This is a genomic window from Arthrobacter sp. UYCu511 (assembly GCF_040547105.1).
In the GTDB taxonomy this organism is placed as follows: domain Bacteria; phylum Actinomycetota; class Actinomycetes; order Actinomycetales; family Micrococcaceae; genus Specibacter; species Specibacter psychrochitiniphilus.
Genome location: NZ_JBEPPB010000007.1, coordinates 83,040 through 96,574 on the forward strand (window position 1 = coordinate 83,040; position 13,535 = coordinate 96,574).

Sequence of the window (13,535 nt, forward strand, 5' to 3'; positions counted from 1 at the left end):
GACGAAATAGTACTGTCCCGCCGTGGTCTAGAAGACGGGCCCATCCGGCACCTCGACGTTGCAAACCTCAGGTGTGGGAACACCCTGCTCGGCAGAGCTTTCCCACCATTTGGGACCGCTCGGGGCTTCCCTATAGGCCTTGAATTCGTGCGCACCGATGCCTTGGCTCAACTGAACCAGCCCGGCCCATTGGCTCATGCCGTTACGGGCATGGAATGGGACGCTGCGTTCAACGCGGCCCTTGCCTGAGTTACGTCCCAGATCGGTGAGCACCTCGCCGTCGAACTGGCTCGGCATGGCTGCATCCGCCTGGCTCATGCCCGACATGAACGCTGCCAAAGTGGACTGCACCACCGTTGCTCCACGGACCTCGTTGACAGCCGAAGTCATTCCTTCGGCAAGGTCCGAACGCGTGGTTTGCAGTTCAGCCAACACACGGTTCCAGACTTCGTGACTGGCAGCATTGTTGATCCCTTGCTCATCCAACGCCGCAATCCACAAAGGCAGCAGGGAAGTGTCGCCGTCGCCATGCTGGCGGAACAGCACATCCGGATTGCCTGCAATCTCAAAGCCTCGCGCACCCAATTGAGCGGGCGCACCATTGATGGCAGTGGTCCAGGACTGATTCAACCAGCCGGTGGAAAATATGCCTTGGCGGAGCTGCGCTGCAGCCATGCTGATGGACTGGGTCTGGATTGCGGCACTGCCAACTTTTACGTTCAAGGGCAGGCCCTGCACGTACACGTCCTTGACAGCACCCTGCCCCTCCACCTTGCCAAAGGGTTCATGTAACACATTGCCCACTACGTGCGACCACGCCAAGAACTGGCTGTAAGTGTCCCCCAAACGCCGCAAATCACGAAGGATGTGGCGTAAGTTCCGGCGGTTGATCTCATCCTGTTCCAGCATGACGCTACGGGCGTTGAGCAGCCTGAACAGTTCACGTTGCCCTCGCATGAAGACAATTAGTGCCGTGATCAACCAAAGGATGACAATGCCGCCAATAATGGCCGCAGCAACGCCTCCCTCGATCGTGGCGGTGAGTAGCAAAACAACTGTAACGATGACTGCAACCACGGCAATGCCCAGGATGATCTTCATCCAGGTGGCCAGTTTCTTCTGTGCCTGCAGAACAGGGGCCAGGCTGTCCGCAGCATCGCCGGCCTGGCGAATCCTTTGAAGGACCACCTGCAATTCGCTCGTGGTGGAGATCAGAAATTGTGCTATCCGGTTTCCTACGTGAACGGCGTAACTATCGGCAAAGTATTGTTTCCAGCCGCGCATTGCATTCAGTGCGGTACTTGCTGGAACGCCAAGATTGGGGTCTGCACTGGCCGTCTGCAGCCGCTGTTCGGTGTTGTAAATTCCCATCACATCGTATGGCGGCACCGGACTCAATGACATGGAAGCATTCAGATGGGCGGGAACATTGGAGAAGCTGTCAGCAGCCCGTGGAACGGCAGAATGCGGGCTGCGCAGGACCCCACGCTCGGTACCGATCTGGACAGGCGGCAGTGACGGTACCCGCTCTCCTGCATCCGCCAGCGTCAACGCGCCAGCGGCATAGTCTTGCCAGAGAGAGGACAGATCCGCATGGATCTCGTGTTCACGCGGCATGCCAGCATTTTCCAGCACTTTATCCAGTCCAATGGCTGCCTCACGGACATCCAGCCACGAGGCAGGCATGCCATCCGGGGCAATGCCATCAACAACTACCGTGTACTGGGCCGGGGCGGAACCGAACACAACCGAATGAACGGTGGCTGCGGCTTGAGACTTGATGCGCACAGCCATGCTGTTGACCCAGTTGCGCGGCGCATTTTTCAGAGCAGCCCAAATAAAGCCAAACATCATTTTCAGCGCCGTCCAGGCGCCTATCGGTTTGGCTGTAGAGACCACCTGCTGTTCCCTCGGACCTTGGAGCACATGCGCGTGTTTGGTCCACAACTGCTCGGCCATGGTCCGTGAGGCCAGTGCAACATCTTCAATGTAGATAGCTGAGGATCCCATTCGAGCTGGTAGCGGGAGCCGCTCCCCAACGTTTGTTACCTGGGAACGCAGTTCCTGCTCTACGGCTGTGGCATCCAAATTGCGGTAGAAGGAGCGCACCAGACGGGCATTACTTCCTGGCAATGGCATTTCATGGTCCAGCACCGAACCTTCCATGCCGTGCCACATCCCCAGGATTCCAGCGCACCCCACAGCAGCATGCCGGCCAAGGTCAAAGGGATCGGTGGTGGAGTACAGCAGACTGTGCCCCTGGTTCACACCGGAAGATTCTTCCGGCGCAAACACCACGTTGTGCCAACCCTCCTGGGCAAATTCCTGGACCGTCTCTACATCCTGGATCCGCGCCGTGACGGCCCTGACCCGAGTCACTGGCCTGCCGCCGAAAGATGACTCAAGGAACAGCGCAATCCGCTGCCCAATGTCTGCCGGAACCTGCAAGGCACCCTCGGCGGCATTAACCAGCACGGCTACCCGGATGCGGTCGTAGTTGCCCGCTGCGGCGGCCATGGACTGCAAGCTCACAGCCCGCTGGTTTCCACCGATGACTTCAATGCCTTTGATGCCGGTGGGAGTGACCATGTCCTGTTCCACCCAAATAAAGCCGTCCACCAGCCTAAGCCCTGACCAGTCAGTGAGGACCTCTCGCAGACCGGCCAACTGCCCCTTTGCGGCAACAAGAACATTCAAGGCTGCCATGCTAGAACGCCCCCAAATCAGGTAGGCCCATGCTATCCGGACCGGATTCGGGCCCGGACAATGCCCTCTTGTAGGCTATTTCCAAATGTTCCAGCAAACCACCCAGACTTGCGAAAATATCTGGGGCAATATCACGGAACAGGGGCGTTGATGCCGCCGTCTTACGGTTCTGAATCTTCGAGAATGATCCACCACCGGGCGCTCCGAGATATTCGGGTTCCATGAAATGAACCCCTGCTAGGTCGCGAATGGACGTGAGCCACTTGGCAGTGTTCTCGTACCGTTCTTCCATGGTGCTGTTCGCGGTCAGTTCCGGCACCCGGCCGGCCATGCCCGACTTCGTCTGGCCCCGCGCGATCCACTGGGCCAGATCGTCAACTGCCGAGATTTCAAACAGGCCGGACGCCGGCTCCTCTATGCTGCCGTCATAGATACTCCGCAGCAAGTTGTAGGGCCGCATGGAGGAGAGTACCGGGGTTTGGTGCGTGTTCGCTACGGCTAGCAGGTACGATTCCAGAACTGCCGGGAGCCAATCATAAGACTTGGCCAGGAACTGTGAGGGCGGTGTAAGGAGCGGGTTGGGGAATTGGGACCAGCGCTTGTTTTCCTCGTCCCAGACTTCCACGGCTGAGGTGTAGGGCGGTTCGGGCAGGCGCAGCCTGCCGGTGATTTGGGCAACGAACCAGCCTGATACGAGGGCCTGCCGTTCTTCATCGCCCATGGGCAAGGATGCGGCCAGTGGGCGTGAGCGGCGCTGGCTCCAGAAGCTCTTGCGTTCAGGCAATGATGTTCCCGCCCATTGCTGGGCAACGGGGGCCAGAACCGAATCAAAGACCAGCGGCGAGTAGTTGCGGTACGAGCCGAAGATATCGATCCGCTGGACCTTGTCCTCGCTTGTCATGGCTTGGGCCAGGATGGCCGCTGTTTCCTCCGCGATGTCATCATTCTCAGCAATTTTTGAGAATAATGCGGCGGATACCTCATCCAATTCACCGAAGGGCACGGAGGAGAACTTGAAACGGTATTTCACATCGTCAGTGTGGAGTTGTTGCACTACTTCACGGTTCACGCTGATCAGCGGCACTGCACGGTTGAGAGTCTCGTTGAACTTGGCGATCACATCGCGCTGACGCTCAGGGATTTCCGAGGGCCGCGCGTCAGTTCCCCTCACGTACTCGCGCAGTGAAAGTGAGCAGAATTTGTCGAAGGATTCGTTCTTGCGAGCCACGAACTTACGGGCCCGGTCCAGTAGTTCCGCGGGAGCAACATGCACATGGAACGATGCCCGAGACGGTGTTAGGGGCTTGGCCGTCAAGGGGTCACGGTTGAACTCTGCAGGCTGCCAGGACGTGAGCTGCTCCATCAAACCGCCCGGGGCTAGATCTCCGCCGGCCACAGGCCAAAGGCCCCTGATAGATTGGCCCACAGCAAGCCACTGGCCCTCCTTGAAGCCGCGCTGACCGGCGCCTGCCGAACCTGCCTCCACAATGTCATTCTCATATTGTGTGGAGAACGTCTTGGATTCGGTGATCAGGATTTCGTTATCTGCCACATCGAAGCGGGCAGGCACCGAAAGGTTGTCATCGCTGGGCCAGGCAGAGTACTGGTTCGTGGCAACGTTGGCGAGCCCCACTGCGGTGGGACGTGCTGCTTGGGCTTGATCCAGGATGGTCAAGGATTCGCTCAGCGCCTCGCGCATGGGCCCCACAACCTCGCTGGCAAAGGCGGACAACACGGTGGACATCGTTTTGCCTACCTGCAGTTGGAGCAGATTCGATGTCTGCCCGCGCAGCATGTCTACGAGTCGGTCAATGACTGCCTGCCCGTTTGCAATGACCTTCATCATGGCAATCTCGGTTTCAAACTGTTGCGGGATGGCTGCCACCGGCGGCACACCGTAAGCGGCCATGGTCTCCAGCGTGCCCAGGAGTTGCTCCTTGATGAGTGCTTCAATACGGTCCACCACGATCCGGGCGTAGGGCAACCCGAACTGGCTGATTGAATCTTCCACCACTGTGGTGAAACGGGCCAGCAGGTGATCCTTGTAGCCGTAGCCCCAGTGGTAGGCGGCTTCGACAGCCACATTGGTCAGCGCGGGTTTGCGCTCGTGCAGTCGTTGACGCAGGCCGCCCAGCCACTGACTAGCCGGGACACCTCCCGCCTGCGGAATGTAGGGCACAATCTGCTCGTCCGTAATGGAGTTAGAGATCCGGGCGGCGTCTTCACGGGTGAATGCGGATGCGCTGAACCAAGCTTGCACATCGTTTTGGTTGATGACGACGCCGCTGGGAACCGGCAGTTCCATGGCGCGGCAAATGTTGCTCCACTGACTATCCGCCAGGGCATTGACCTGATCAATGGATGACGCCGTACTGCCAGGCTGCATGTGCCCGAGCCGGAGCCTGTCAACAGCAGTACGAGCCAGACGCTGTGCCGCATACTCACTGTAACGATCACGGCCCATACTCAAACTGGCAAAGCCAAAGGCGCCCCAGGCCAGGTTCTCCGAGCTGGCGCCCCACCCGAAGGTGTCACGCAATGCAGGCTTGTCGGTGGAGTTATTAGTGAGGTCGTAAGCGATGAAGTCGCCTGAAGCCTTCCCGCTGAGCATCAAGGCGGCAAGGCCGCGGCCTAGGCCGCGATACAGCGTATTTTGGCTACCATCACCAAACATGGTCCGGGAAACGCCAGCAAAGCGGCCCACCGGGAAGACACGGGCAAAGGGTAGCCCGGGTTGTAGACCGTTCTTCTGGCCCAATGCGGACAAGGTTGCCGTGTCATGTCCGGCAGCGGCTGTTGTCTGTGCGGCAACAATCTCACCCAACATGGCCAACGCATTGGCACGTACCCCTCCACGGGCTGCCGGCGGAAGACCGTCGAAGGCATCCGCCGCCACCATGAAGACACCAATCATCGAGGGCGTGACGCCGGGAACCAGCGAGAGGAGTCTGCAAACGTCAAGTGCCATGGAGGCGCCGGCACCGCCTGCCATGGAGGAAACCACTAGGACCATGGGTGGATCGGCTTGATGGAAGTCGCCCATTCCGGGAACGTTCAGGGAAGCCATTTCGGTGTTCGTCTCAACGAGATTTAGTCGCTGGAAGGCGCGTTCTAGACCGCTGCGGACCTCATTGGTTTTGCTCAGCGTAATCATGCGGCCAACAGCACGCATCTGCCCCGCACCGCTGTGGATCGGTGTGTGGATCCGTTCTGGCTCCCGCGGTGCCCATGTGCCAATTTCGCCAAGCGCGGAGGCCTGGTTGAGTGTTTGGCTCAAGGCGTTATCCAAAATGGAGTAGCTGCCGCTGGCGGGGCCGGTGCCAATATAATCTCCACCTTGCTGGAAGACAGTCCCAATACCGGCAATATCAGTGTCAGGTGCTGTTGGGACATCAACGTGAACAAATTGCCAGCCTGCAGGAATTGAATCAACTCCGTGTGCTGCTAGCTCGGACTTGAGCTGGTCCATCATGAATGCCAGGGTCGATCCGCCGGATCCGCCACAACCCACTACTAGGAATTTGCGCATTATTGGTCTGCCTGTCCTGAAACTAGAGTGAAAAAATGCTGAAGAAGGTGAGTCTGCAGGCGCTAGGCACCAGGTGGTCCCCAAGGGTTGTACGGTCCAGCAGGCGGTGTTTCCTCAGGTCCGGGAACCCGCCCCGGAGGCGTCCCCCAACTCTGGTCTTGGCCAAAGCCCTGCTGCTGGGCAGGCCCTGATGCAAAGCCCTGCCCAAAACCCTGCTGCTGGTTGGCATCTTGGCCGAAACCCTGGCCTGTGTTCTGGCTAAATCCCCCGAAGCCACCATCACCGCCGGCTCCGGCGAGTGCCGGCTCCAAAACGGGTTCGGTGGCAGCTTCGTTGAGCCTGCCAAGCATTTCGGGCAAACGGCGCTTGATGTCATCTTCCAGGGCCTGCCTGCGCGCAGCTGAAATATCACCATTGGCCAGAAGGAGTACGTAGCCAGCCTGGGGATCGGTGCCCCTGTCACGCAGTAACACCCAGTGGTTGTGGATGGCCAGGGGCAGGCGCGCCTGCGTGCCCGTGCTGTCAGCACCAGGGTAGGCGGAGGAAATACCCACCCGGTTAGGGGATTCAACGCTCACGTAGCCGGTCCCCAAGGGTGAGAGGCCTGTCCGGGCCTTGAAGTCGACACCGAAAATACTGAGGGAGCGGGTTCCGCCCGGTTCCATGGGGACTAGCTGGACGAGGTCAGTGGGGCGCAACGCAAACGGCCCGCCATCACGTTCAAGCTGCCCGTAGGCCACGGTGATGGGGATCAGCTCTGCAGAAAGCGAGCTGCCGGGGATCTTGGCCACCAGCCACTTGGCTCCATAGAGCAGTAGTAGTGGGATGCCTGGTCCCAGGATCAGTGCCACTACTAGGGCGAGAATGAAGTTGGTGGTGTTCAGCGGCTTGGCCAGACTTGCGGTAAAGGCCACCTCAACGGCCATAGCCTTTGCCGGCTCACCATCGGGGGCGATCATCATGGTGATGGTCCCGTTGATGGAGCCGTTGCCCGCATGTTCGGCCTTGAATGTCAGGGGCAGGTCCGCACCGGAGGTGATGCTGATGCAGCTTTCCGCGGACTTGGCCTCACCCAGGGTGATGGCCGAGCCACCGATATCCGACGGCGATGCAACTACTTTCAGTTCCTGCCCGTCCGGGAGCCAGACACAACCCGAACCAGAAGCGGCCAGTTTGGCGTTCAAGTTGGGCACGCCCTCGGCCTGGCCGAAGTCCACCCTGGAGCCCAGCACAGGGAAGTCAGCTGGTGGAGTCAGGGTGACGGGGACGGAAACCATGGCCGGCTCCAACACGGTGCCGGGGACGTCCTTGCCCTTGAACGTGGTGGGGGCTGTGGTCAGTGTCAGGGATAGGCGCATCTGCGCCGGGCCCACGGGAAGATCCTTCAAATCCATGGAGGCAGCTGTGCCCAATGAATTTTTGTCCAATTCCCTGACAATCACGGTGCCCTTGCCTTGGGAATCGACCAGCGTTGCAGTCAATTGCGCGGTACCCAGCAGCGAAGTGGCGTCAACGGCATCGCCGTTTTGATCAACGAGCCCAAATTGTGCGTTCGGGACGGTGTCCCCGACGTGCAGGGGTGTCTCATCCGGATTCAGCCAAACAGGTAGGAGATTTCCCGAGATGTGAACACTTGACTTGGACACCTTGTCTTTGGATGTTCCCGCAGGATCGGTGAACCCCAACTGCCACAGCCCACTCCAGCCCTTTCCGGAGGAACCGGACTTCATCGACACTGTCAGCGTCTTCTCTGACAGCCATGTGTAAAGAATGGTGTTCTGGCCATCAGCAAGCTTGGTTTCCTTGTTCAGTTCGCCACGCGGCAACTGGATTTGTTTGCCATCAGGGTTCACCATGGACGCCGTGATGCCATCAGCGTCGGCTGTGGCTAGCACGCGGACCTGAGGTGTGGTGGCATCAAGGACAAAGCGATGCGCCTGGTCTTCGCAGAAATCGATCTGGCAGATGCCGCTTGTCTGAACCAGGGGGCTGCGCCCTGGTGAGCTGATGCCGTCGAAGGCCATGAGTAGGCTGTCGATCCCGCTGGCCAGATGGAATTCACCGGGAATCGGGGTGGTCAACTTGCCGCACTCGGTCCCGCCTTTACCGGCAGTTCCGGTGGCAACGGACTTCATGAAATTAAACTCAGCCTCTTCCGGGGTTGCCCCGCCAAGGCCAATGCCGAACATGGCCACCTTGGATGAACGTAGCTGATCGGCTAACCCGCCGGCGCGGCAGATGTCCTCGGCCGCGAGCTTGCCGGCCTCGATGGTGTTTTTCCGGGTGGTCAGCTCTAAGTCAGGTGCGAAGGATTTGTTGCTTCCGAAGGCTTTCTTTGCAGCGTCGGTGGTGCGGGGTTCAAAGTTCAGTCCGCCGTCGGTGAACCAGACCACGGCCTGGCAACTCGGGGCATCACCCCTGGTAGCGGCCTTCGCAGCCAGGTCCCGGCGCGCGCCGTCCAATGCTGTCCAATAGTCGGTTTCCATGCCCTTGGTCATGGACTTCAGCGACGCAATGCTTCCTTGCAGATCCGGAAGGGTGGCCGGGGTCAGGGCAGTCCAATCCTTGACGTTGCGGTACTCGTTGGCAAAAACACTGATGGAAACATTGAGCGTACTTTCGGCACCGTCAGTGAATCCTGCCAATTGCTTAACAAGGTACTCTGCCGCCGTGACACGGGCATTTGCCGGGTCACGGTCACCCAGGCTGGCCGATTCGTCTACCAAAAGCAGCATGTCAGTGGCCCCACCACCAGCAATGCAGGCGCGAAAGTCATCAACCATGGTCACGGGACGGACCGGGGACTCGTCAGCGGCTTGTGCCGGGGCTGCCAACACGCCCGCTACTGGCAGGGCCAGAGCCGTGGCAGCTAAAAGGGAAAGTATGCGCTTCATTTAGATTCGTCCCACCCAATCAGCGATCTTCAAGGCGCTGATCACAACGGCGATCAGACTAAGCACAATGGCCCCGCGGTAGAGCCACGAGACAAATCCGCTGGAGGAATACAACGCGGCTGTGCGTGCTCGCGTGTCTTGGATAGAAAAAACCGCAACCAAAGCGATCGCAATGGGGCCTGCCAGGATCCAGGCGCCAATGGCGAATGCTGCGGTGCTGCCAAGCATGAGTGCCACGAGCATGGCGATGATGCTGGTGGCAACTGCCGTGTACAGCCAAACAACAGGTGCGTTGGTGGGACGCAGGAGTGCGGAGGCGCCGTCGTAGTGACCGCCGCCAACCGCCATGCCAGTACCGAAGCCGGCAGGAGTAGACCCGCCGTAGACATTTCGGTCAGCACCATCAGCACCAACAGCACCGAATGGATTGGCGCTACCCGAAGCACCCGCGGGTGAGGGCGCATTGCCCGAGGCACTAGCGCCACCAAACTGGCCAAAATCGAATGGCCTTCCGTTGTCAGACATGGTGCTGCTCCCCCGCATATTGGACGATCCGTAGTGAAAGCAAAATTCCCGCGCGAACGCACGCACAGTTACTTAACTTTGAGACCGCCATCACTTTGGTAATAGTAGGCATTTGACCACTCTCCGGACAAATGTCTACCGCTATAAGTCCCGGGAGACTTTCAAGAGGTGCATTACCGAGTTTTTGTGACGCCGGAACTTTAATGCCACGCCAAGCCGGCTGAAAGGGCCGTGCCCTGATCAGATCCGCCTTGCTCATGCCCCTGCCTTGTCCATGCACACCATTCATTTGCCCAGAGAAACCCCAAGAATCCTCAAAGAACTCGTGGAACTTCAGTGAGGAAGGTAGGAACCTTTGAGCTGATTGCCCACACTAGGGCGGGGGTGAGACATTCTTGGCCCTCAAGGCCGCATCTATGCCGTCCGCAACGCCCAAGCTGCCACCTGCGAACGTTCCAGAGAATCCCGTATGCACAACACGAAACGCAAAATGTCAGTGGGGAAGGGCACAATGTTTGTCACTAGTTTCGGTGACATGATGGAACGTTTTAGCGTTGCCAACCATTAGGAATATGTAGCGTGAATGGAGATAATTGAGTTTGCACGATCCACGCCAGCGCCGCGAGGCGTTGCATCGCCTATCCAGATCGACCAAATCCCTGATCTGAGTCAGTTCATGGGATATCTTGAGGAGCTTGTCAGCGCGTGTTCATAAAAACTTTTGGCTGGTCCTTCGGGATCACCGCGGTGGCACTGATTGTCGCCTACTTCTACGGTGGCGTTGAAGCGCTTATTCTCTGTGCCATCCTCGGTGTTCTTGAGATCAGCCTCAGCTTCGACAATGCTGTGGTCAACGCGCGCATTCTGGAGAAGATGAGCGAGTTCTGGCAGAAAATCTTCCTCACAGTCGGTATTCTCATCGCCGTGCTCGGTATGCGCATCGCGTTCCCGTTGTTGATTGTTGGTGTTACGGCCAATCTCAACCCGGTGCAAGCCATCTCGCTCGCACTGGAAAAGGGCGATATCCACACGCCCGGCAGCTACGCCTACTTACTCCATGATGCACACCCGCAAATCGCTGCCTTTGGTGGTGTCTTCTTGCTGATGCTGTTCCTGGACTTCATGTTCGAAGAACGCGAGCTGCACTGGATCAAGTGGCTTGAAAAGCCGTTGGCGTTCATTGGCCGTCTGCACGGTGCGTCCATGGCGATCGCCCTGCTGATCCTTGTTGCCTCGGCCCTCATGGTCCGTCCCGGCAAGGAGGTTGACGTCCTGATTGCGGGCATCCTCGGCATGGTCACCTACATGCTCGTCAACGGCCTCGGTGACCTTTTCGACGTCGACGGTGACGGTGATTCGGATGCGGACGATATCGACGCCGAGGCGGCAAAAATCGCCAAGAAGGCAAATAGGGGTGTGGGCAAGGCTGTTGGCAAGGCCGCCTTTATGCTCTTCCTCTACCTTGAAGTCATTGACGCCTCGTTCTCCTTCGACGGCGTGATCGGCGCCTTCGCCATCACCTCCGACCCCATCATCATCGCCCTGGGTCTGGGCTTGATCGGTGCCATCTTTGTCCGTTCACTGACGGTTTTCCTTGTCCGCGAAGGCACCTTGGATGACTATGAATACCTTGACCACGGCGCCCACTGGGCCATTGGCGCACTGGCCATCATCTTGTTGCTGACCATCAGCATCGAGGTCAACGAGATAGTGACAGGCGTCATTGGAGTCCTCTTCATCGGTGCAGCATTCCTTTCCTCTATTGTCCGCAACAAGCGGGTTGCGGCTGCCAAACCCTCTGTTGGGCAGCTCTCTCGCTAACCCTCAAACCAATTTTTTCCACTGCTATTCACTAGGAGCAAAACGTTATGGGACTTAGTTTGCAAAAGGGCCAGGCCCTTTCACTGAAAAAGAACGACGGCGCTGCCCTCACCCGGGTGCGGATGGGCTTGGGCTGGGACTCTGCAGCCCCGGTAAAGCGCGGACTCTTCGGTGGCTTGAAAAAGGCTGCTGATGTTGACTTGGACGCTTCGGCCATCTTCTTTGACGCCAGTGGCAAGGCTATTGACACGGTGTTCTTCAACCAGTTGCAAAGCAAGGACGGTTCCACCCAGCACACCGGTGACAACCTCACAGGTGAAGGCGAAGGCGACGACGAGACCATTCTGGTTGACCTGGCCAAGGTTTCTCCTGCCGTTGCCCAGATTGTCTTTGTGATCAGCAGCTACTCCCGCCAGAGCTTTGACACCATCCAGAACGCGTTTTGCCGCCTGATCGATGACTCCACAGCAGGCTCCCCCGAGGTGGCCCGCTTCCAGCTGACGGATGCCGGCACACACACAGCCATGATCATGTCCAAGGTTTCCCGGGAAGGAACCGGCTGGAAGTTCACGGCCATTGGGGACCGCGCCAACGGGCGCACTGCCATGGACTTGATCCAGCCCGCGGCCAACGCACTGTAGGGTTTCGCCAAAGGCTCTTTTGTTTTAGTTTATTAGCGGCACTTTTGTAATTAGAGGAGTTCAGTTCTTATGGCATCTTTGACACTTTCTAAGGGCAGCAACCTTTCCCTGACCAAGGCCGATCCCGGCCTGCAATTGGCCATGGTTGGTTTGGGTTGGGATCCGCGCACCACCAGCGGTGACCAGTTCGACTTGGATGCATCAGCAATTCTGGTCACTGCCAGCGGCAAAGTCCGCAACAATGACGATTTCATCTTCTACAACCAGCTCGAGTCCAAAGACGGCTCGGTTGTGCACCAGGGAGATAACCGCACGGGTGAGGGCGACGGTGATGACGAGCAGATCCTGATCAACCTCGCCACAGTCCCCTCCGACATTGACCGCGTGGTCATTGTTGTCTCGATCGACCAGGCGGAAGCCCGCGGCCAGAACTTCGGTCAGGTCCGTGACGCTTACTGCCGCGTGATCAACCAGGAAAATGACCACGAAATTGTCCGCTACGACCTTTCCGAGGACGCCGCATCTGAGACCACCATGGTCTTCGCTGAAATTTACCGCAACGGCGGCGAATGGAAGTTCCGTGCCGTGGGTCAGGGCTACGCCAGTGGCCTTCACGGCATTGCAACCGACTACGGAATCGTCCTGGACTAGTCCACCTTTGGTGCGCGGAATGATCCGCGCACCACACGAGCGCAACCGGCAATCCGCCGACCACTAACAACGTAAGGACACGATCTCATGGCTGGACTTTCGCTTGCCAAGGGCAACAACCTTTCCCTGACCAAGACTGACCCGGGCCTCCAGCAGGCCCTGATCGGCCTGGGCTGGGATCCTCGCACCACCACGGGTGAGGCCTTTGACTTAGACGCCTCGGCGCTCCTCGTCGGCGCATCCGGCAAGGTCCGGTCCGGCGATGATTTCATCTTTTACAACCAGCCCGCTGCCAAGGACGGTTCGGTGACACACCTCGGTGACAACCGCACCGGTGACGGGGCAGGTGACGACGAGCAGATCCTTATTGATTTGACCAAGGTCGCCTCCGACGTCGAACGCATTGTCATTGTGGTCTCCATTGACCAGGCAGAAGCCCGTGGTCAGAACTTTGGCCAGGTCCGTGGCGCGTACTGCCGCGTGGTCAACCAGGGCAATGAGCAAGAAATCGTGCGCTTTGACCTGAGCGAGGACGCAGCCCCAGAGACGTCCATGCTGTTCTCGGAAATTTACCGCAACGGCACCGAATGGAAGTTCAAGGCAGTGGGCCAGGGCTACGCCAGCGGCCTCGCAGGGATCGCCACCGACTTCGGTGTCCCGCTCGGATAACCACCCGCACAAGCGTGCAGAAGTCCGTGCCAACAGCTCTTCGCGTGGCACGGGCTTCAGCCATAAATTAGCATTTGCCGCAACCTCCAACTATTTGGA

General features: G+C 58.6%; 8 protein-coding genes. 4 read left to right on the forward strand and 4 right to left on the reverse strand.

Translation table 11 applies throughout. The annotated features are described in order from the left end of the window. Positions 1 to 27 precede the first annotated feature (27 nt). The 4 genes from ABIB48_RS11270 to ABIB48_RS11285 form a co-directional block, all read right to left on the reverse strand. Positions 28 to 2,706, reverse strand: a complete 2,679-nt coding sequence (locus ABIB48_RS11270; RefSeq protein WP_354213019.1) for a hypothetical protein — start codon at positions 2,704 to 2,706, stop codon at positions 28 to 30. Between the two features lies 1 nt (position 2,707). Then, positions 2,708 to 6,235 carry a tubulin-like doman-containing protein gene (locus tag ABIB48_RS11275; protein WP_315914555.1) on the reverse strand — a complete coding sequence of 1,176 codons (3,528 nt, stop codon included), beginning with the start codon at positions 6,233 to 6,235 and terminating at the stop codon, positions 2,708 to 2,710. 62 nt (positions 6,236 to 6,297) lie between these two features. After that, the gene (locus tag ABIB48_RS11280; RefSeq protein ID WP_354213020.1) at positions 6,298 to 9,129 is read right to left on the reverse strand and encodes a VWA domain-containing protein; all 2,832 of its coding nucleotides are present in this window, start codon (positions 9,127 to 9,129) and stop codon (positions 6,298 to 6,300) included. After that, positions 9,130 to 9,654 carry a hypothetical protein gene (locus tag ABIB48_RS11285; RefSeq protein WP_354213021.1) on the reverse strand — a complete coding sequence of 175 codons (525 nt, stop codon included), beginning with the start codon at positions 9,652 to 9,654 and terminating at the stop codon, positions 9,130 to 9,132. Between the two features lie 705 nt (positions 9,655 to 10,359). Here ABIB48_RS11285 and ABIB48_RS11290 point away from each other — a divergent pair. From ABIB48_RS11290 to ABIB48_RS11305, 4 genes are all read left to right on the forward strand, one after another. Continuing rightward, a complete protein-coding gene (locus tag ABIB48_RS11290) occupies positions 10,360 to 11,475 on the forward strand; it encodes a DUF475 domain-containing protein (protein WP_354213022.1) in 1,116 nt (371 codons plus the stop codon). Positions 11,476 to 11,522: 47 nt separating this feature from the next. After that, complete coding sequence (locus tag ABIB48_RS11295; RefSeq protein ID WP_110105756.1) at positions 11,523 to 12,116, forward strand: TerD family protein; 594 nt, start codon at positions 11,523 to 11,525, stop codon at positions 12,114 to 12,116. Between the two features lie 69 nt (positions 12,117 to 12,185). Next, positions 12,186 to 12,767 carry a TerD family protein gene (locus ABIB48_RS11300; RefSeq protein ID WP_110105755.1) on the forward strand — a complete coding sequence of 194 codons (582 nt, stop codon included), beginning with the start codon at positions 12,186 to 12,188 and terminating at the stop codon, positions 12,765 to 12,767. An 87-nt stretch (positions 12,768 to 12,854) separates the two neighbouring features. Then, positions 12,855 to 13,436, forward strand: a complete 582-nt coding sequence (locus ABIB48_RS11305; protein WP_110105754.1) for a TerD family protein — start codon at positions 12,855 to 12,857, stop codon at positions 13,434 to 13,436. The last annotated feature ends 99 nt before the right edge of the window (positions 13,437 to 13,535 follow it).

Coding starts and splice junctions, on each gene's coding strand:
- ABIB48_RS11300 (WP_110105755.1), top strand. CDS start 12,186: ATGGCATCTTTGACACTTTCTAAGGGCAGCAACCTTTCCCTGACCAAG.
- ABIB48_RS11280 (WP_354213020.1), bottom strand. CDS start 9,129: ATGAAGCGCATACTTTCCCTTTTAGCTGCCACGGCTCTGGCCCTGCCA.
- ABIB48_RS11275 (WP_315914555.1), bottom strand. CDS start 6,235: ATGCGCAAATTCCTAGTAGTGGGTTGTGGCGGATCCGGCGGATCGACC.
- ABIB48_RS11285 (WP_354213021.1), bottom strand. CDS start 9,654: ATGTCTGACAACGGAAGGCCATTCGATTTTGGCCAGTTTGGTGGCGCT.
- ABIB48_RS11270 (WP_354213019.1), bottom strand. CDS start 2,706: ATGGCAGCCTTGAATGTTCTTGTTGCCGCAAAGGGGCAGTTGGCCGGT.
- ABIB48_RS11305 (WP_110105754.1), top strand. CDS start 12,855: ATGGCTGGACTTTCGCTTGCCAAGGGCAACAACCTTTCCCTGACCAAG.
- ABIB48_RS11295 (WP_110105756.1), top strand. CDS start 11,523: ATGGGACTTAGTTTGCAAAAGGGCCAGGCCCTTTCACTGAAAAAGAAC.